Raw genomic sequence first — 18375 nt, 5'->3', positions numbered from 1 at the left:
GGTGGGTCCGCATCCGTTGCTGGTGGGTAATGGGTTGATGCGGCGTGGTGGTGATTCTCCGGAGCGGTTGCTGGCGGGGTTGGGCCGGTTGTGGGTGGACGGGGCCGTGCGCTGGATGCCACCCGCGACGACAACGGTGGGGACGTCGGGTGCGCGGGTGCCCTCGTATCCCTTCCAGCACGAGCGCTACTGGCTCCAGCCCACCACCCCGTCGGAGGGCCTCGACACGCCCGACCACCCGCTGCTGCGGTCCCTGGTGAAGCTCCCCGACGGGCAGGGCGTGGTGCTGACCGGGAAGCTCTCCGCGTCCGTCCACCCGTGGCTGGCCGAGCACACCGTCCTCGGTTCGACGCTGCTGCCCGCGATGGCGTTCGTGGACATGGCCGCCCACGCCGGCGAGCACACGGCCAGCCCCGTACTGTCCGAGCTGGTCCTGGAGGCGCCGCTCGTGCTGTCCGAGCGCGACGATGCGCACGTGCAGGTCACCGTCGGCGCGCCCGACGACACCGGACGCCGGCCCGTCACCGTCCATTCCCGCACCTCCGCCGAGCCCGACGAGTGGACCCGCCACGCGACCGGCGTGCTCGGTCCGCCGGCGGACCGGGCGACAGGGGCCGACCGGGCGGCCGTGCCCGGGGCGGACGACAGCGAGGCCGCGTCGATCGGCATCGGCTCGCTCTACGACCGGCTCGCCGAAGCCGGCTACGACTACGGGCCGACCTTCCAGGGGCTCACCGGCATCCGGCGGCACGGCGAGGACCTGCACGCCGACGTGAGCTTCCCCGCGGACCCCGCGCAGCTCACCGGCTACCGCGTCCACCCCGCGCTCCTGGACGCCGCCATACAGCCGCTGACCCTGCTCGCCGGCCACGCGGCCGAGGACGGAGGCGCCGGCGGCAACCCGGCGCGGCTGCCCTTCTCGTTCTCCGGTGTGTCGGTCACCGGGTCGGCCGCGACGGTCCGCGTGGTGCTGCACCCGACCGGGCCGGACACCTGCGCGGTGCGGATCACCGACACCGCCGGAACGCCGGTCGTGAGCATCGACGAGATCGTCCTGCGGCCCGTCGAAGCGGCGGGTCCCGGCGCCGGGCGCCGGCCGAACACGCTGTTCGCCGTCGACTGGACCCCGATGACGGCACTGGACGGCCCGGACACCGAAACGGTCCTCCACGAGGTCACCGGCGAGGGCGAACCGGGCGCGGCCGCCCACGCGATGACCCGGGAACTGCTCGGCACGGTCCGGGAGTTCCTCGCCACCGACACACCGGCCCGGCTCGTGGTCCTCACCGGCGACGACCTGGCCTCGGCCGCCGCCCGCGGCTTCCTGCGCAGCGCGCACAGCGAGAACCCCGGGCGGATCCTGACCGTCCGGCACGACGGCACGGCCGCCTCACGACGAGCGATCCCCGCCGCGGTGCGCGCCGCCGTGAGCGACGGCGAGCCCGAGATCCGGCTGCGCGACGGAGCCGCCCTCGTACCGAGACTGGTGAGGACCGCCCCGACCGGGCCGGCCGGACCCCTGGACGGCGCGCCCCTGGACGGCACCGTGCTGATCACCGGCGGCACCGGCACCCTCGGCGTCCTGGTCGCCCGGCACCTGGTCACGCGGCACGGCGCCCCGCACGTGGTGCTCGCCGGCCGCCGCGGCGTCGAGCCGCCCGGGCTCCGGGAGGAGCTGGGCACGGCCCTGACCGTGGTCGCCTGCGACGCCGGTGACCGCGGGGCACTGAGGGACCTCGTCGCCTCGATCCCCGACCTGCGGGTCGTCGTGCACGCCGCCGGGATCGCCGACGACGCCGTGGTGGGAACGATGACACCGGAGCAGATCGACACGGTGCTGCGCCCCAAAGCCGATGCCGCGTGGTACCTGCACGAGGCCACCGAGCACCTGGACCTGCGGGCGTTCGTGCTGTTCTCCTCAGCGTCCGGGGTGTTCGGCGCCCCCGGGCAGGCCAACTACGCCGCCGCGAACGCGTTTCTCGACGCACTCGCCGAACACCGGCACGCGCGCGGTCTGCCGGTCACCTCCCTGGCCTGGGGCCAGTGGGCCGAGTCCAGCGGCATCACCGGAAACCTGACCGAGGCCGACCACCGCCGGCTGGCGAGGACCGGAATGCTGCCGCTGGCCACCGAGCAGGCCCTCGACCTGTTCGACACCGCCCTGGCCGGCGCACGCCCGGCACTGGTGCCGGTCCGCCTCGACCTCGCGGCGATCGACACCCCGCCCGCGCTGCTGCGCGGACTCGCCCGGCCGCGGCGCACGCCGGCCCCGGCGGCCGGCCCCGGCGACCTGCGGGCCAGGCTCGAAGCCCTGCCCGAACCCGAGCAGCGCGCCCTGCTGCTCGACCTGGTCGTCACGCACAGCGCGAGCATCCTCGGGATGGCCCCCGGCGGGATCGACGACCCGCGACAGCTGTTCCGCGACCACGGTGTCGACTCACTGACCGCCATCGAACTGCGCAACCGGCTCAACGCGGCCACCGGACTCCAGCTCCCGGCGACCCTCGTCTTCGACTTCCCGACGCCCGAACAGCTCGTCAACCACCTCTACGGACAGCTGTGCTCCCCGGAGAACCGGGACGCCGGGCCGATGGAGCGCCTGCTGCGCAAGGCCGTCGACGTCGGCCGCGCGCAGGACGGCCTCGACCTGCTGGCCACGGCGTCCCGGCTGAGCCCGGCCACCGACGCGCCCAAGGCCGAGGCGGTCGCCCTCGCGGCCGGCTTCCTCCAGCCGTCGCTGGTCTGCCTGCCGTCCGCGCTCGCGTCCGGCGGCATCGAGGAGTACGGGCGGTTCGCCGCGGCGCTGGAGGCCGCCCGCGACGTCACGGCGGTCACCCTGCCGGGCTTCGCCGGCGACCCGCTGCCCGCGGACGCCGACGCCCTGGTCCAGGCACTCGCCGAGGCCGCGTCGGCCGTCGCCGCGCCGGTGCTGGTCGGCCGTTCGGTGGGCGCGTGGCTGGCGCTGGCGACCGCCGGGGAACTGGAACGGCGGGGGGCCCGGCCCAGCGCCGTGGTGCTGATCGACGGCTACCCCGACGACCTGCCGGGTGTGCTCACCGGCATGCTCGACGCCGGCCACCAGGTCCAGCCGGTGGACGACGACCGGCTGGTGGCCATGGGCCGTTACCTCGATCTGGCCGGCGCCCCGGAGCCCGTCGACGCGCCGGTGCTGCTGGTGGGCACCCGGAAGCGTTCGTGGCCCCGGCTGTCCACCACCGCCCAGGAAGTGCTCACCGTCTCGGGCGACCACTTCACCGTACTGGAGGAGCACTCCGCGGCCACGGCGCTGGCCATCAGCACGTGGCTCCTCGACTTCAGCGGATACGGAGCCGGGTTGTCCGCGCTCAGGGGAAAGGACGATGCATGATCTGGGACAACGTCTACATCGGCGGAACGGGGCGCTATCTGCCGCCCCGCACGCCCGCCACGCGGGCCGTGCCGGACACCGATACCATGCGGCGGCTGCTCGCGCTGTCGGACTTCGTGTCGTTCACCCGCTCCGACGACGTCACCGAGCACGCGATGGCCGTGCACGCGGCGATCGGAGCCCTGCGCGAGTCCGGCCTCAGCGGCACCGACATCTCCATGGCCGCCTACGCCCAGATGGACCACCAGGACCACATGGCGTCCTCCTGCCACCTGCAGCGCGTCCTCGGCCTCGGCCACGCCCTCGTCTACGAGGTCGAGGCGACCAGCAACGGCGGCTCGGCCGCGCTGCAGTCCGCCGCCGCGCACCTGGTGGCCGACCCGGCCGCGACCGCGACCCTGGTCACGGCCACCGCCCGGTTCCTGCCACCGCGGTGGGAACGCTGGCAGCCCACCATCGGGATCTTCCTGGCCGACGGTGCGGTCGCGGCCGTGCTCAACCGCGAGGGCGGCCGGGCGCGGCTGGTCGCGACCGCCAACAGCTCCGCGACCCAGATGGAGGTCCTCGCCACCCCGACGATCCCGGACCCCGAGGGCCACCGCAACCGTACGCCGATCGAGGTCACCGGCCTGGCGCCGTATCTGACGCTGATGAGCGGGGCACTGGTCACCGCGGTCGAGCAGGCCGCCAAGGAGGCCGGCGTCGCCGTCGCCGACATCACCAGGTTCGTCGTCACCGGTCTGGGCCTGGCCCAACTGGAGGTCGTCGTGCTGGAGCCGCTCGGCATCGACCTGGACCGCACCACCTGGCCGATGCTGCGCGAGCTCGGCCACGTCGGGCCGTGCGACCAACTGCTCGGCATGGACCACCTGCTGCACGACGAGACCCTCGAGCCCGGCGACACCATCATGTCGATCGGCCTCGGCATGGGCTCGCGGTTCACCGCGTCCCTGCTGGAGGTCACCGAGCCGCCCAAGCCCCGTACGACCACCACCTTCACCGAACCGGTGCGCGCACAGGCCCCGCCCGCCGACGCGTATGTCATCGACCCCTCGGGCGGCGACATCTTCGGCGAGGCCGCTGCCTTGCGCGAACGCGGCCCGGCCACGCCCGTCGAACTGCCCGGTGGCGTGCCGGCCTGGGCCGTCACCGGACACGACCTGGCGAAGAAGCTGCTGCTCGACCCGAAGGTCTCCAAGGACGCGAACAAGCACTGGCCCATGTGGCGCGACGGCGACATCCCGCCGGACTGGCCGCTGATCATGTGGGTCGCGATGCAGAACATGTTCACCGCCTACGGCTCCGACCACACCAGGCTGCGCAGCCTGGTGGCCAAGGCGTTCACCCCGCGCCGTATCGAAGCGACGCGGCCGCGCGTCGAGGAGATCACGGCCGGCCTGATCGCCGACCTGGCCGAGGTGCCGCCGGGGCAGGCGGTCGACCTGCGCGCACGGTTCGCGTTCCCGCTGCCGATCCAGGTCATCACCGGATTGTTCGGGGTGACCGCGCAGACGGGCGCGGACCTGCGACGGCTGGTGGACGCGGTGTTCAGCCTCGACGCGGACCCGGCGGGCGTGCAGGCCGCCTCCGGCGAGCTGTACATGCTGCTCAAGGACCTCGTGGCCGCCAAACGGCGCGACCCCGGCGACGACATGACCAGCGACCTGATCGCCGCGCGGGAAGCCGACGGCACACGACTGTCCGAACGGGAACTGCTGGACACCCTGCTGCTGACCATCTCCGCCGGCTTCGAGACGACGGTCAACCTGCTCGACCACGCCATCCACGCGCTGGCCACCCACCCGTCCCAGCTCGCCCTGGTCCGGTCCGGGACCAGCACATGGGAGGACGTGGTGGACGAGACCCTGCGCTGGCAGGCGCCGGTGCCGAACCTGCCGCTGCGGTACGCCGTGGAGGACATCTCCGTGGACGGCGTGCGGATCCGCGAGGGCGAGGCGATCCTGCTGTCCTACGGCGCGGCCGGCCGCGACCCGGTGCGGCACGGGGCCGACGCGGAGGACTTCTCCGTCACCCGGCCGTCGCGGGCCGACCACCTCACCTTCGGACACGGCGTGCACTACTGCCTCGGCAGCCCCCTGGCGAAGCTGGAGGCGACGACGGCACTGTCCGCGCTGTTCTCCCGGTTCCCCCGGCTGAAGCCGGCCGTCCCGTCGTCCGAACTCGAGCCGCTGGGTTCCTTCTTCACCAACGGACACAAGACCCTGCCGGTCATCCTGGAGGACAGCTGATGGCCCATTTCGCCTTCGTGAGCGCGCCCGCGTCCGGGCATGTGAACCCGACCCTGCCGCTGGTCGAAGAGCTGGTACGGCGCGGTCACCGGGTCAGCTACGCCACGGGACCGGCCACCATGGACGGCCCCGTCACCGCCGGGGCCGCGCCGGTGACCCTGCCCTCGCAACTGCCGCCCGACATGGCGGCGCGGGGGGAGTTCACGGCGGAACAACTCGCCGTGACGATGGAGTACTACCTCGACGACGCGCGTGCCTCCTTCCCCGTCCTGGCCGAGCACTTCTCGGCCGACCCGCCGGACGCGGTGTGCTACGACTCGGTGACCTTCACCGGGAGGATGCTGGCGAACCTGCTCGGCGTGCGGGAGATCTCCCTGGTGCCGACCTTCGCGGAGAACGAGTCCTTCTCGGCCGCGCAGGTGTACCTACCGGCCGACTTCGACCACACCAACCCCCGGCTGGTGGCCGCGATCCAGGACATGGGGAAGTTCGCGCAGGGCCACACCTTCCTCGAGGACCCGAACCTGATGTTCGGCCACGTGGCCCCGACGAGCCTGGTGTTCATCCCCCGCGAGTTCCAGATGGCGGGGGAGACCTTCGACGAGCGCTTCCACTTCGTCGGGCCGTCGCTGAGCAACCGCCAGACCGCCGAGGAGTGGAGCCCCCGATCGCGGGCCCCGGTGCTGCTGATATCGCTGGGAACCGTCTTCAACGACCGGCCCGAGTTCTACCGGACCTGCATAGAGGCGTTCGGGGACAGCGACTGGCAGGTCGTCATGGCGGTGGGCGGGCTGGACCACGAGACGCTGGGCCCGATCCCGGCGAACATCGAGGTACACGCGCACGTGCCGCAGGTGGCGGTGCTGCGACACACCGAGGTGTTCCTGAGCCACGCCGGGATGAACTCGGCGATGGAGTCCCTCTACCACGGGGTGCCCTTCGTGGCGGTGCCGCAGATCCCGGAACAGCGGGCGGTCGCCCGGCGGGCGGAGGAACTCCGGGTCGGCAGGACGCTCGCCGAACCGACCGTGCAGGGCCTGCGCGACGCCGTCCAGGACGTCCGGTCCTGCCGCCCCCGGGCGGCGGCCCTGAGCCGGATCGTGCGTGGGGCGGGCGGCGCGTCGAAGGGGGCGGACGTCCTGGAGAAGCCGCCGACACGGTAGCGGCCGGACTCCACCGGGCAGCCCGCACCCGCACCCCACCCGGTGGAGCCCGTCCCCGCGCACGGCCTCGTACGGCGTGCTCGGGCCGGCCGTTGACCGGCCTGCGCGAACGAAGCCGGCGCCGGGAGCATCGGCATCCAGGCCCACAGGGCGAGAGCGATCTGCACGATCTCCAGCCGGATCCGGTTCTGGGCCGCGCGGATGCGGTCCTCGACCCGGGCCCACAGCCGTTGGCGGAACCCGAGCCCGGCGATCGGCCGGCCAGGGGGCCGGGGCGCGGCAGGCCGGCCGCATGCCTTCCGCATCCGCGAGCCGCGGGCGAGCCCCGGAGAGCGGTCGTTCCCGGCAGCTTCGGATGTTCGGGCGTGCGGAATAGGGCCGTGGTTCGTGGGAGAGCCGCTTCTGGGTACTGAGGCCGGCCCCGAACAAGCCTTCGCCACGGCTCCTGCGTAGCGTGCGTCGGGTGAATCTTCACCTCATCAACGATGTGCCGGACGGCCTGACCCGACGAGCGCGGTCCTTCGTCGGCACGCACGGCGTCAGGGTCGACGTTCGCCCCGTCGAGGGCCACAGGCAGTGGTGGCTCGAGCGGGACATCCCAGCAGCGGTGATCGATCGAATGGCGGCCTACCAAGAACGATGGGGCGGTCTGCTCCTGCCGCCCGCACCGCAGTACGACGGAGGCCCCAAGTACCTCGATCCGGACTCGCCCGAAGCAGACTCCGCGGGGTGGTGGTTCGAAGCCGGGACGCAGCGGACAGCAGTCCCCTACTCGTTCATGATCAGTCCGTCTGGTGAGTTCGGTATCCATGCAGAGAGGTGGGCACCCCTCCACGCGACCATCGAGGGCTGGGTGGAATCCCTCGCCTTGGCTCACCACGCGTCTATATGGGCACGACAGGTCACCAAACTCGTCGGTGATGACGTCGACGGCATCGAGCTGAACGGCTACGTGCCGGTGCGCGAGGTGATGGGCGTGGCAGACACCTGGTGGAGGGGGCCCGACTCACTGATAGCCCTCTATGGCGGGGAAGCCACGTCACTCGGCTTCCCCGGAGGCCGCGTCGCGTTGATCTACTCCGGCCTCGACGAGTGGGGGCTGCGAGGAGGCGTGGACGACGATGGATGATGCCAGGCGCGCCCGCTTCGCGAGGTTGGCTTCGTGGCCCGTCAGCTGGCTTGCGATATGGGTTCGGTCCAGCCGGAACGGCGCAGTCGGTCTTGGCCGTTACACGCATCGCGGCACCGTACCGGGCGGCCTCACGGACGGCCACTCTTCGTGCACGCAAGTACCGTGAAACCAGGGGGTTTTGTGCACGCGCCGGTCGGTGAGTTAACTGAATCGGTGAACTCACTCGGGTCGGGGCTTCACCGTCCGGGCCCCCGGCGAGACAGGAGGTCCAACATGCCGGCAGCGGATCGGACCAGCACCACGGTGGCCGTCGTGGGAGCGGGCGCCGCCGGGGCCCTCGTGGCCGTTCAGCTCTGCGACATCGCGGCGCGCCGCCAGACCCCCCTCGACCTGGTCCTCGTCGATCCGGCGTACGGCGTCAGGCACGGTACGGCCTACGGCACCACAGAGCCGCGCCACCGCCTGAACGTGCCTGTGGGCAAGATGAGTTGCCACCCCGACGACCCCGGGCACTTCCTGCGCTGGCTGCGCGAGCACGGGTCGCCCGGGGTGCGTCCGGGCAGCTTCGTCCCGCGCCACCGCTACGGCGCCTACCTCGACGACACCCTCGGCCGGGCCGCCGCGGCCGCGCGGAGCGTCGTCACCCTGCGGCGGCTGCGCGTGCGGGCCGTCGCCTGCCGCTGGGACGACTCCACCGCACAGGCGTTCCTCGACCTGGCCGATTCCGGCACATTGCATGCCGACCGGGTGGTGCTGGCCACCGGGCCGCTGCCCGGCTCGTCGTCCTGGGCGCCCCCGGCACTGCGCCGGAGCGACCGTTTCGTCGCCGATCCGTGGGCCCAGGGCGCCCTGGACGCCTGCCGCGCGGAGCACACCGAGGACGTCCTGCTCGTGGGCACCGGCTTGACCGCCGTGGACATCGCCCTGCTCCTGGAGCGGCCGGGCCGCACCGTGCACGCCGTCTCCCCGCACGGCCTACTGCCCCTGGCCCACGCGGTGGACCCGCTGCCCGCCGTGCCCTGCCCCGTCCCGCTGCGGGGCCTCCCGCTGCCCGAGTTGCGCAAGGAGATACGCCTCCACGTCTCCCGCACGGTGCGGGCACACGGCGACTGGCGTCCGGCCGTGGACGGGTTGCGCCCGGTCACCGCCGAACTGTGGTCGTCCCTGTCCGCACAGGAGCGACGGGAGTTCGTCTCCATGGACAGTTCCTGGTGGAACGTCCACCGGCACCGCATGCCCCCGGACACCGCGGAGGCGGTCCAGCGGATGATCCGCACGCGCCGGCTGCGCCTCCACGCGGGTCGTGTGACGGCGGCCGAGCAGCCGGACGACGGCACCCTGCGCGTACGGATCGAGGGCCGGGACGGACGCGGGGAACTGACCGTCGGCCGGGTCGTGGACTGCACCGGTCCGGGGTTGGGTCTGAGCGAGGCGTCGGACCCGTTGTGGCAGAGCCTCCTGGACGCCGGGCTGGCCGTGCCCGACCCGCTGGACATGGGGGTCGAGACGGAGGACGGCCGGCTGCGCGACGCCCGCGGCCGCGCCCGGCGCCCGCTGTGGGTGCTCGGCGCCCTGCGCCGGGGCGAGCTGTGGGAGAGCACGGCGATACCGGAGATCCGGCAACAGGCCATCACCGTCGCGGAGTCGGTCCTCGCCCGCGCGGACCCCCCTGCCGGCCCGCGACGGCACCGCCCGCCGACCAGGGCGTCGAACTGGTGCTGAAGGTACGCGGCGGGGCCGAGCGGCAGTTCGAGCGGGCCGTGAGGCCTACGAGGTGAAGCTGGGCGTCGAGTCACCGCGGATCCACTTCACCGCCGTGCACGGCCGTGGCCCCCGCCCGGAACCCGACGACGCGTTGGCGGCCAACCGTTGGTTCTTCGCCACCCGTCCCCGTCTGTCACCTGGTCCGAGATCCGGAACAGATGTTCTCGACTGATCTCGACGGGGAACCCGGCGGCGACCCGCTGTGCAGTCGCAGGTGTCCAGACCGGTGTAGCCGGGCTCGGAGCCGCACGACGTCAGGGGGCACCAACAGGGACCGCGAAGCCGGATTCTCTCAAGGGCGGGGAGCTGTTGGCCGATGGCGGGGGCATGCACGCACTTTCTGTGTTCGCGGATCGACGCCTTCCCGCCTGGCGTCTGCTGGGGGCAGCCGGGCTGTCCGCTGTCCTGCTGGGGGTACTGGCGCAGTCTCCGGTGGCCCGGTCGGCCGAGGCGGTCACGCCGCGCCTGGCGGCGGTTGTGGACGGCCAGGGACCGCGAGCGTTGTTCGGGTCGGAGAACCGGGTGATCCGTACGCGCGAGCGGATGGTCGCCCTGACGTTCAACGCGGCCTGGAACGACGCCGGCCTGGACAGCATCCTCGGGGAGCTGGCCCGCCGCCGCGTACCCGCCACGTTCTTCCTGACCGGCGACTTCGCCGACCGTTATCCCGCGGTGGTGAGGAGGATCGCGGCAGCCGGCCACGGGCTGGGCAACCACTCCTTCAGCCATCCCTACTTCAAGGACCTCGCGGAGGCCGGACGGCGGCGCGAAGTGCTGGCGGCGGACCGGGCCCTGCGCGTGGCCGGGGCGGGCCGCGCGCTGACGCCGTTCTTCCGGTTCCCGTACAGCGAGACCAGTCCCGCGCACATCAGAGAGGTCAACGCCCTCGGTTTCGCGGACATCGAGTTCACCACCGACACCAACGGATGGAAGGGAACCGACGGCGGCATGACGGTGGACCGCGCAGTGGACAGGGCACTGGACGCCCTGCGGCCGGGAGCGATCCTTCAGATGCACGTGGGGGCCTCACAGGGCCGCACCGAGGTGATCGACGCCCAGGCCCTGCCCCGGATCCTCGACGCGCTCACCGCCCGCGACTACGCCGTCATCGACCTGCGCACCCTGCTCACCTCCTGAACCCCCATCACCCCGCCCTGGAGGGCCACGGTTTCCAGTCGCCGGCCTGCGCCTTCGTCCGGGACAGTCGTATCAGGAGCATGCAGGGTCGACCCCAATGACGGCCCTAGCGAAGGCTACGGGGATTCAGGTGGGCTGAAAGGTCCAGCGCTGGTCGTTGCGGGCAGGGCTGCTGCAGGCGTACTGAGACGAGCCGGGCTCCGGCTGTAGGTTCGTTGCCACCGTCCTGGAAGACGTCGGCGCACAGGTGTGAGCCGGCGGCCACGAGCTGGAGACCGTCGCCGCTCCGGCGTAGCGACCAGTGCTGGTTCGGTCCGCCGTGGCAGTGGTACTGGATGAGGTCGGTATCGAGGGCGTCGCTGCTCTCGCGGACGTCGAGGCACGTGCGGCTGTGCAGGTTGCGGATCTCGGATGTGTCCTCTCCCGCGGGCACGGGCAGCCAGAGCTGGTCGTTGGCGCCGGTGTATTTCCGCATGTGGATCCGGGCACCGTCATCCGTGGTCGGCCCCGCCACGTCCACGACGAGTCCGGGATGGACTGCGACGCGGATCGTGACGCCTCGGTAGGGCGGTGTGACGGATGGTCTTCTGGGCGGGCGCCGGGAACGGCCAGGCACTCGATGGGCGCGGCCGACGGCCTCCAGGCGGCAGGGGCGCGGTGTGAACCCGCGGGCGAGGACCGACGTGTCCTCGGGGTGGGGCGTCGTCCGTTCTTCTGTCCACTGCGCCGTCTGCCGAAGCGACCGTAAGCCCTGGACGTACCGCGCACGGAAGCTCATGTTCCGATTACTTGTGCGCGGGCGCACGCCGATACGTCACGTGCGCACTCAGCACGCGCTGGTGCTCCCTTCAGGGCGCCCCGAACGAGTGACAAGCAGTGCGGGGCGCCAAGTGGAGGGCACGCGAGAGGCACGCGGCCACGATCCGCCAGGTGCGTGACCGCGATCGTTTCCCTCACCGGAAGGACACCGCATGTCGTTCACCACACGAGCTGTGGGCCTGATCGCCGCGACGCTCCTGACCGCGCCCCTCACGCAGGCACACGCCGGCGTTCCCCACCGGATCGCGGAAGCCCCCGTCGGGCCCAACCTCATCGACAACGGCAGCTTCCTGAGCCCCGGAGTCACCCGCGAGCAGCGGCTCAAGGCGTTCAACTCGGACACCGACACCCCCATCGCCCCCTGGGAGGTCACCGCCGGCGAGGTGCACATCTTCTCCGAACACGAGGCAGGCGCCGGCGGCGCCCAGGCCGCGGACCTCACCGGCGGCCCCAAAGCCACCATCAGGCAGGCCGTCCACCTCAACGAGGGCACCCGGTACCGGCTGACGTGGCAGGAACGCACCGAGACCTGGGAGGGCTGCGGGGTCAAGCCCGCGGAGAACCAGAAGTACCAGGTCGCCGTCACCGGCCAGCGCACCAAGACCTACACCCCCACCTCGTCCTGGCAGCCGCCGGACCCCAACCGCCTGGACTTCACCGCCACGGCGGACGACACGGTCGTGCAGTTCATCTCCGCCTCCGACAACAACGTGGCCCCCGACCACTGCGGCGCGATGATCACCCGCGTCTCACTCAAGGAACTCAAGAGCGGCAACAGCTGACCCTTCGGCCCGGCCCCGTCCACACGCGATGGGCGCGCTGCCTCGCGGGCAGCGCGCCCCACCTTTCCAGGAGACCCAGGTTGAAACACACCGCCGCCTGCCTGCTCGCCGCAATGTCCCTGTTCGTCACGGTGACCCTACTGACCGCCCACGGCACCGCCGCCGCCGAGCCGTCGGTCCGCAACGGCACCTTCACCGACCCGGCCGCCCCCGCCGGCACCTACCTGCGCCTCACCAACGACTCCGCCCGGGGTCCGGCCCACTGGTCACTGACCCGCGACAACATCGACCTCTACAGCGCCTCCCTGGCCCGCCTCGACGGCGCACAGTCCGCCGACCTCACCGGTTCGCACAACGGAGCCATCAGCCAGAGCGTCGCCACCACGGCCGGGCAGAGCTACGAACTGACCTGGCAGGACGCGCCGGACACCTGGCCCGGAGCCCGGCAGGACCCCACCGGATTCGATCCGGAGAAGCAAAGCTGCGCGGACAAGAACGCCGGCGACCAGCCCTACCAGCTCCTGATCGGCGATACCCGCGCCGTCACCTACCGGCCGTCCGGCACCGGTCACCAGCCCGCCTGGACCGCCCGGTCCCGGCGGTTCACCGCCCGGGAAGACGACACCGTCCTCCGGTTCCTCTCCCAGTCCGACACCGAGACGCTGCCGCACTGCGGACCCCAGATCACCCGTGTGGGTCTGCGCCCGGCAGCCGACTCCCGTCGCGAGGCGGACACACCGGCCGGGACCACGGCCACCACCCTGTGATCCGGGACCCGGGCAGCGGGCCCGGACCGGTGTAGGAGACGGTCACCGCGGGTATGTCCGCGCGGGTGCGGATGCCGTCGAATGGGTCCTGGTCCACCGGGGGACATGAGTGAGGCGGCTGCCGGACCGGGCAGCCGCCTCACTTCGTGTGCTCCGTTGCCCGTTCAGCCGCGGGTGATGTTCTGCGCCTGCGGGCCCTTCTGCCCCTGGCCGATGTCGAAGGTGACGTGCTCGCCTTCGGTCAGTTCGCGGTACCCGCTGCCGTTGATCTCGGAGTAGTGCGCAAAGACGTCCGGGCCCCCGCCGTCCTGCTCGATGAAGCCGAAGCCCTTTTCGGCGTTGAACCACTTCACGGTGCCGCTGGCCATACTGGTTGATCCTTCGTGTCATGCCTGGGAACAGCCCTCTCTCCGGGCGTGCTCCGGCTCGTACACCGCACGAGCCATCAGCCGTTCTACCCCCGACCACCCCGCTTATCCCACCGGCGACACGCTGGTGAGGCCCGGGCGCCGCGCTGCGAAGCCGCCCGAACGCGAGCCGGCCGATCGTAACCGGGGCAAGTCGTCGCCTACCAACGGTCGTGAGGCCGCCGAAGCTCGCGTACGCCGCTGAGGACCCGTAAGGCACCGTCGGCGTACGTACCCCTCAACCCTCTGATCAAATTTGACTAGAGTGGTCGGTATGAGCGAGAAGACGATTCCGATCCTGCCGTGCCGGACCATCCAGCCCGTTCTCGACTTCTACACCGCCCTTGGGTTCGAGGTGACCTTCCAGCAGAAGAGCCCCAATCCGTACGCGGTCGTCCAGCGCGGCGGCATACAGCTCCACTTCTTCGGGATGAAGCACTACGAGCCGGCCGAGTCCTTCAGTACGTGCATCGTCCAGACCGATGACATCGACGGGCTGCACGAGACGTTCCGGGCCGGGCTGAAGGCGGCGTACGGACGAGTACCGAACCGCGGGCTGCCGCGCATCGGGCCGCTGAAGAACACCTCACACGGCGTGCGGCAGTTCCTCATGACCGACCCGGGCGGCAACTGCATCCGCATCGGGCAGCAGATGAGCGACGACCAGCACCACCGCCCCGCCCCCAAGGAGACCTTCGCCCGGGCCGTGCACCACGCTTCCCTCCTTGCCGACTCCAAAGAGGACCTGGCGGGCGCCGCCAAGGTCATCGACCGGGTACTGCGCCTTCAAGGCGAGCGGCCCACGCCTGTGCAACTGCTTCGTCTGCTCGTGCTGCGTGCTGACGTCGCCACCCGTCTCGGCGACGAGGAAACCGCGACGTCCGCGCTTGCCGAGGCCACCGCAGTGCATCTCACCGCGGACGAACGGGAGTCCGTGCAGGACGACCTCAAGCGCCTCGCGCAGTTATTGGACTGAGGGCCGGGAAAGCGCTTCTCTAGCCACGCGTCGGGGACTGCTGCCAGCGCGGTCGCCTCGTAGCGGACGGCGAGTCCGCCGTATCTGATCGCCACGGCTCGGTGCGCCGGCGGGTCAGGGCCGCGCCGCCGTGGAGAAGGTCGAAGGCCATGGAGGGCGCCCGCCACTGGCGTGCCGCCTCCACGGTCCCGGCCCCTGACCTGGTCCGAGGAAAGTGAATGCCCGTGGCCGTCTCGGCCGGTGTGGTGCTGCGGCGGCGTCTCGGCCGCCGAGGGCTCGTCCCCCTCTGGGGCGACCGCTGAGTTCCTCCTTGGAATCCCGTCAGGAAGTATGTCGAAAACGCCGGGCGTGCTTCTACCTACCCGTGACAGCCCTCGCCCTGGGGCGGGTACGACGAACGAGGAGCGGACCATGAAGTACATGCTGCTGATGCAGTTCAGCGAGGACAGCGTCGACTTCCCCAAGCTTGACGAGTGGAGGCCCGAGGAGATCCAGGCACACATCCGGTTCATGAAGCGGACCAACGCCGGCCTGGCCGCCGCCGGTGAGCTGGTCGACGCCCAGGGCCTCGCCATGCCGGAGACCGCCCGGATCGTGCGCTCCCACAGCGGCGGCACGCCGGTCGTCACCGAGGGGCCGTTTCCGGAGTCCAAGGAGTGGGTGGCCGGCTGGTGGATCGTGGACTGCGGCACCGAGCAGCGGGCGATCGAGATCGCCGCAGCCGTATCCGCCGCTCCCGGCCCGGGGGGCCGGCCGCTCAACATGCCGATCGAGGTGCGCCAAGTCATGGCGGCCCCGCCCGCCGAGCTCTGAGCCGCCCTGGTGACGACTTTCGGACCAGCCGTCGACGACCTGCTGCGCACGCTCGTGCCGCAGGTCGTCGGCGTGCTCACCCGCCGCTGGGGGGACTTCGCCGATGCCGAGGACGCCGTCCAGGAAGCTCTGCTGCACGCCGCCACCCAGTGGTCGGCCGAAGGTGTGCCCCGCAACCCGCGCGGCTGGCTGGTCCAGGTCGCCGGCCGCCGGATGACCGAGCAGGTCCGCAGTGCGCGGGCCCGCCGTCGGCGCGAGGAGCTGGTGGCCGGGCAGATCCCGGCCGACCGGCGGTCGGCGCCGGGGGCCGACACCGCAGACGAGAGCGCGCACGACGACACCCTCACGCTGCTGTTCCTGTGCTGCCACCCTGTGCTGTCGCCGGCCTCGGCGATCGCGCTCACTCTTCGCTCGGTAGGCGGGCTGACCACGGGTGAGATCGCCCGCGCCTTCCTCGTCCCCGAGGCGACCATGGGCCAGCGGATCAGCCGGGCCAAACGGCGGATCAAGGACTCCGGTGTGCCGTTCCGGATACCGGACGACGTCGAGTGGCCGGCCCGGCTGGACGCGGTGCTGCACGTCCTCTACCTGATCTTCAACGAGGGCTATGCCACCAGCACCGGCCCCGAGTTGCGACGCGTTGAACTCACCCGGGAGGCGATCCGCCTGGCACGGGCCGTCCACACGCTGCTGCCGGACGACACCGAGGTGGCCGGCCTGCTCGCGCTGATGCTGCTCACCGAGGCGCGCGGAGCCGCCCGCACCAACGCGGACGGCGAACTCGTCCCACTCGCCGAGCAGGACCGCAGCCGTTGGGACACAGCCGCGATCGCAGAAGGCGTCGCACTGATCACCGCCGCCCTGCCACGCGGCCCGGTCGGCCCGTACCAGGTGCAAGCGGCGATCGCGGCCGTCCACGACGAGGCACCCACCGCCGCCGAGACGGACTGGCCACAGATCCTCGCTCTGTACGGGGTGCTCGCCTGCATTTCGGACAACCCGCTCATCACCCTGAACCGGGCGGTCGCCGTCGCGATGGTGGACGGCCCCGCCGCCGGCCTCGCTCTGCTCGCCGACCCCCACCCCGCGCTCGCCGGCCACCACCGGCTGTACGCCGTCCGCGCCCATCTGCACGAACTCGCCGGGGAGAGGGAGGCCGCCGTCGCCGACTACCGCACCGCCGCCCGCCGCACCACCAGCCTCCCGGAGCGGCACCACCTCAGCTTGCTCGCCGCCCGACTGGCCGCACGAGCGGGCACGGGAGGTGGGCCACTCGAGGTCTGACCCGCGAAGGAGGCGCGGCGCCGTCCATCATCCAGGAGCTCTCCGGCCGCCGCGATCACTCCCGGGATCAACCCGCCTGTCGGCCCGGAGCCGGATCGGCCCGATCCCGGCGGCCTCGCGACGGACGAACCGCTGACCGCTCGTTCCCGGGATGTAAACCCACGGGCCGATGCCCCGGCGAAAAATCAAACGGTGGGCCAATGCCGTGCGGGGAGGCCGGTGACAGCGTCTGCTTGTGCCCACGGATTGCCCGGTGCGGCACGGTCGGAGTTCCATCACCAAGGGAGAGTCCATGACCACCACGCAGTTCAACGCCCGGAAGGGCATGACGCGCCGTAGCCTGCTCGGAGTCACGCTGGCCGCCGGGACCGCCTTGCCGCTCGCCGCCCTTGCCGATCCCGCCGCCGCCACGTCGGCCATGACACGACTCCGGCTGCCCGCGCCGACCGGGCCGTACCCGGTGGGCACGGTGCAACTGCGCCTTGTCGACCGGTCACGGCCGGACGACATCGCGGGACCCGGGCATTTCCGCGAGCTGATGGCCACCGTCTGGTATCCCGCCCGGGACGTCCAGCGGTACCCGGTGGCGCCCTGGATGCCGGCCGGCGCACTCCGTGCGTTCCTCGACGACGCCGGGTTGAGTGATCTGGCCGAGTCGGGCCCGCTCTCCGCCGGCCGCGTGGGTGCTCCGGTGTGGCGATCGGGTCGGCGACTGCCCGTCGTCGTGTTCTCTCACGGCGCGCACAGCCACCAAGGCGACCACACCATCACGGTCCAGGAGCTCGCCAGCCACGGATACGCGGTCGTGACGGTAGCTCATCAGTACGACACCTACACCGAGTTCCCCGACGGCCGGATCGGCGTTCCGCTCCGCAACGGGCAGGCGCCGACGCTGCCGGGGGACTTCGCCGCCGACCTGCGTTTCGTCCTCGACTGCGTCGAGCAACTCGCCGCCGGGCACAATCCCGACGTCGATCACCGGCAGCTGCCGGCCGGACTGCTCGGTTCCCCCGACCCGCGGCGGATGGGCGCGTTCGGCTGGTCGAAGGGTGGGACGGCCACCGCGTGCGCCACGCTCGCGGACGAGCGCATCCGGGCCGGGCTGAGCCTTGACGGTCCGATGCGGATGGACCCGCCACTGACCGGCGACTTGGACCGGCCGTTCATGATGATGTCCGCGGAGTTCACCCGAGCCGCGGATCCCGAGGTCGCCGCATTCTGGTCGCACCTGCGGAGCTGGCGCCTGAACATCCAGGCCCAAGGTGCCGCCCACGCCTCGTACGGCGACAACGAGGCGCTGTTTCCACAGGTGGCGAAGCTGCTTGGGTGGAGCGGACAGCAGCTCCGGGACGTGATCGGCACCCTCGATCCAGGCGAGGCGGTGAAGGCCCAGCAGGCGTACCCGCTCGCGTTCTTCGACAAGCACCTGCGGCACCGTCGGGGGCACCTGCTCGACGGGCCGTCCCCGGCCTTCCCGGCGATGGAGTTCCTCACCTGAGCTTCCGGGGGCGCGGCACCACGGCTCCATGGGAGCCCTTGACCGGTCGTCCTCCAGCGGGGGAGGAACCGCTGCTCGCTGCCCGCCGGCCCCCGGGGACCGCGCCCGCCGTCGTTCCGACCGGTCCCCGTACCGGCCTGGTCCCGGGGGGGGGGGGGGGGGGGGGGGGGGGGGGGGGGGGGGGGATCGGGGGGGGGGGGGGCGGATGCTTGGCGTC

14 protein-coding genes and 1 pseudogene are annotated in these 18375 nt (G+C 71.9%); 12 read left to right on the top strand and 3 right to left on the bottom strand.

The features are described from left to right. The first annotated feature begins 157 nt into the window (after positions 1 to 157). Genes ACZ4W9_RS38100 through ACZ4W9_RS38090 form a run of 3 tightly spaced genes read left to right on the top strand, consistent with a single transcriptional unit; the run spans position 158 to position 6779 of the window. Positions 158 to 3367 (top strand): type I polyketide synthase, encoded by a 3210-nt coding sequence (locus ACZ4W9_RS38100; RefSeq protein ID WP_467943814.1) that lies wholly within the window; start codon positions 158 to 160, stop codon positions 3365 to 3367. Next, a complete protein-coding gene (locus tag ACZ4W9_RS38095; protein ID WP_467943813.1) occupies positions 3364 to 5616 on the top strand; it encodes a cytochrome P450 in 2253 nt (750 codons plus the stop codon). The genes ACZ4W9_RS38100 and ACZ4W9_RS38095 overlap by 4 nt, the downstream gene beginning before the upstream one ends. Continuing rightward, positions 5616 to 6779, top strand: coding sequence for a macrolide family glycosyltransferase (locus tag ACZ4W9_RS38090; RefSeq protein ID WP_467943812.1), 1164 nt, complete (start codon positions 5616 to 5618; stop codon positions 6777 to 6779). The genes ACZ4W9_RS38095 and ACZ4W9_RS38090 overlap by 1 nt, the downstream gene beginning before the upstream one ends. 125 nt (positions 6780 to 6904) lie before the next feature. Here ACZ4W9_RS38090 and ACZ4W9_RS38085 read toward each other — a convergent pair. Then, a pseudogene (locus tag ACZ4W9_RS38085) lies at positions 6905 to 7124 on the bottom strand (IS1380 family transposase); the annotation flags it as partial. Positions 7125 to 7242: 118 nt separating this feature from the next. On the opposite strand from ACZ4W9_RS38085, the gene ACZ4W9_RS38080 reads away from it, so the two are divergent. The 3 genes from ACZ4W9_RS38080 to ACZ4W9_RS38070 all read left to right on the top strand — a co-directional run bounded on the left by ACZ4W9_RS38080 (position 7243) and on the right by ACZ4W9_RS38070 (position 10812). Beyond that, a complete protein-coding gene (locus tag ACZ4W9_RS38080; RefSeq protein ID WP_467943811.1) occupies positions 7243 to 7908 on the top strand; it encodes a hypothetical protein in 666 nt (221 codons plus the stop codon). Positions 7909 to 8184: 276 nt separating this feature from the next. Then, on the top strand, positions 8185 to 9633 hold the full coding sequence (locus tag ACZ4W9_RS38075; protein WP_467943810.1) for an FAD/NAD(P)-binding protein: 1449 nt from the start codon (positions 8185 to 8187) through the stop codon (positions 9631 to 9633). Positions 9634 to 10002: 369 nt separating this feature from the next. Beyond that, positions 10003 to 10812 (top strand): polysaccharide deacetylase family protein, encoded by an 810-nt coding sequence (locus ACZ4W9_RS38070; protein ID WP_467943809.1) that lies wholly within the window; start codon positions 10003 to 10005, stop codon positions 10810 to 10812. 106 nt (positions 10813 to 10918) lie between these two features. On the opposite strand, the gene ACZ4W9_RS38065 is transcribed toward ACZ4W9_RS38070, so the two are convergent. Next, positions 10919 to 11590 (bottom strand): RICIN domain-containing protein, encoded by a 672-nt coding sequence (locus tag ACZ4W9_RS38065; protein ID WP_467943808.1) that lies wholly within the window; start codon positions 11588 to 11590, stop codon positions 10919 to 10921. A gap of 193 nt (positions 11591 to 11783) precedes the next feature. Here ACZ4W9_RS38065 and ACZ4W9_RS38060 point away from each other — a divergent pair, with 193 nt between their 5' ends. Further along, positions 11784 to 12413 (top strand): DUF642 domain-containing protein, encoded by a 630-nt coding sequence (locus ACZ4W9_RS38060; RefSeq protein WP_467943807.1) that lies wholly within the window; start codon positions 11784 to 11786, stop codon positions 12411 to 12413. Between the two features lie 80 nt (positions 12414 to 12493). Then, a complete protein-coding gene (locus tag ACZ4W9_RS38055; RefSeq protein WP_467943806.1) occupies positions 12494 to 13180 on the top strand; it encodes a DUF642 domain-containing protein in 687 nt (228 codons plus the stop codon). Between the two features lie 164 nt (positions 13181 to 13344). On the opposite strand, the gene ACZ4W9_RS38050 is transcribed toward ACZ4W9_RS38055, so the two are convergent. Further along, on the bottom strand, positions 13345 to 13548 hold the full coding sequence (locus ACZ4W9_RS38050; protein ID WP_189751582.1) for a cold-shock protein: 204 nt from the start codon (positions 13546 to 13548) through the stop codon (positions 13345 to 13347). 313 nt (positions 13549 to 13861) lie between these two features. Between ACZ4W9_RS38050 and ACZ4W9_RS38045 the strand changes: the two genes are divergently transcribed. From ACZ4W9_RS38045 to ACZ4W9_RS38030, 4 genes are all read left to right on the top strand, one after another. After that, the gene (locus ACZ4W9_RS38045) at positions 13862 to 14563 is read left to right on the top strand and encodes a bleomycin resistance protein (RefSeq protein ID WP_467943805.1); all 702 of its coding nucleotides are present in this window, start codon (positions 13862 to 13864) and stop codon (positions 14561 to 14563) included. A gap of 411 nt (positions 14564 to 14974) precedes the next feature. After that, on the top strand, positions 14975 to 15376 hold the full coding sequence (locus ACZ4W9_RS38040; RefSeq protein ID WP_467943804.1) for a YciI family protein: 402 nt from the start codon (positions 14975 to 14977) through the stop codon (positions 15374 to 15376). Positions 15377 to 15385: 9 nt separating this feature from the next. After that, positions 15386 to 16660, top strand: a complete 1275-nt coding sequence (locus ACZ4W9_RS38035) for an RNA polymerase sigma factor (RefSeq protein ID WP_467943803.1) — start codon at positions 15386 to 15388, stop codon at positions 16658 to 16660. Positions 16661 to 16952: 292 nt separating this feature from the next. Then, the gene (locus ACZ4W9_RS38030; RefSeq protein WP_467943802.1) at positions 16953 to 18158 is read left to right on the top strand and encodes an alpha/beta hydrolase family protein; all 1206 of its coding nucleotides are present in this window, start codon (positions 16953 to 16955) and stop codon (positions 18156 to 18158) included. The last annotated feature ends 217 nt before the right edge of the window (positions 18159 to 18375 follow it).

This window comes from Streptomyces sp. NPDC029296 (assembly GCF_055569255.1).
Note: the sequence above shows the minus strand (reverse complement) of the source record. Positions and strands in the feature narration are given on the sequence as shown.

Coding starts and splice junctions, on each gene's coding strand:
- ACZ4W9_RS38095 (WP_467943813.1), top strand. CDS start 3,364: ATGATCTGGGACAACGTCTACATCGGCGGAACGGGGCGCTATCTGCCG.
- ACZ4W9_RS38090 (WP_467943812.1), top strand. CDS start 5,616: ATGGCCCATTTCGCCTTCGTGAGCGCGCCCGCGTCCGGGCATGTGAAC.
- ACZ4W9_RS38075 (WP_467943810.1), top strand. CDS start 8,185: ATGCCGGCAGCGGATCGGACCAGCACCACGGTGGCCGTCGTGGGAGCG.
- ACZ4W9_RS38070 (WP_467943809.1), top strand. CDS start 10,003: ATGCACGCACTTTCTGTGTTCGCGGATCGACGCCTTCCCGCCTGGCGT.
- ACZ4W9_RS38065 (WP_467943808.1), bottom strand. CDS start 11,590: ATGAGCTTCCGTGCGCGGTACGTCCAGGGCTTACGGTCGCTTCGGCAG.
- ACZ4W9_RS38060 (WP_467943807.1), top strand. CDS start 11,784: ATGTCGTTCACCACACGAGCTGTGGGCCTGATCGCCGCGACGCTCCTG.
- ACZ4W9_RS38050 (WP_189751582.1), bottom strand. CDS start 13,548: ATGGCCAGCGGCACCGTGAAGTGGTTCAACGCCGAAAAGGGCTTCGGC.
- ACZ4W9_RS38045 (WP_467943805.1), top strand. CDS start 13,862: ATGAGCGAGAAGACGATTCCGATCCTGCCGTGCCGGACCATCCAGCCC.
- ACZ4W9_RS38040 (WP_467943804.1), top strand. CDS start 14,975: ATGAAGTACATGCTGCTGATGCAGTTCAGCGAGGACAGCGTCGACTTC.
- ACZ4W9_RS38030 (WP_467943802.1), top strand. CDS start 16,953: ATGACCACCACGCAGTTCAACGCCCGGAAGGGCATGACGCGCCGTAGC.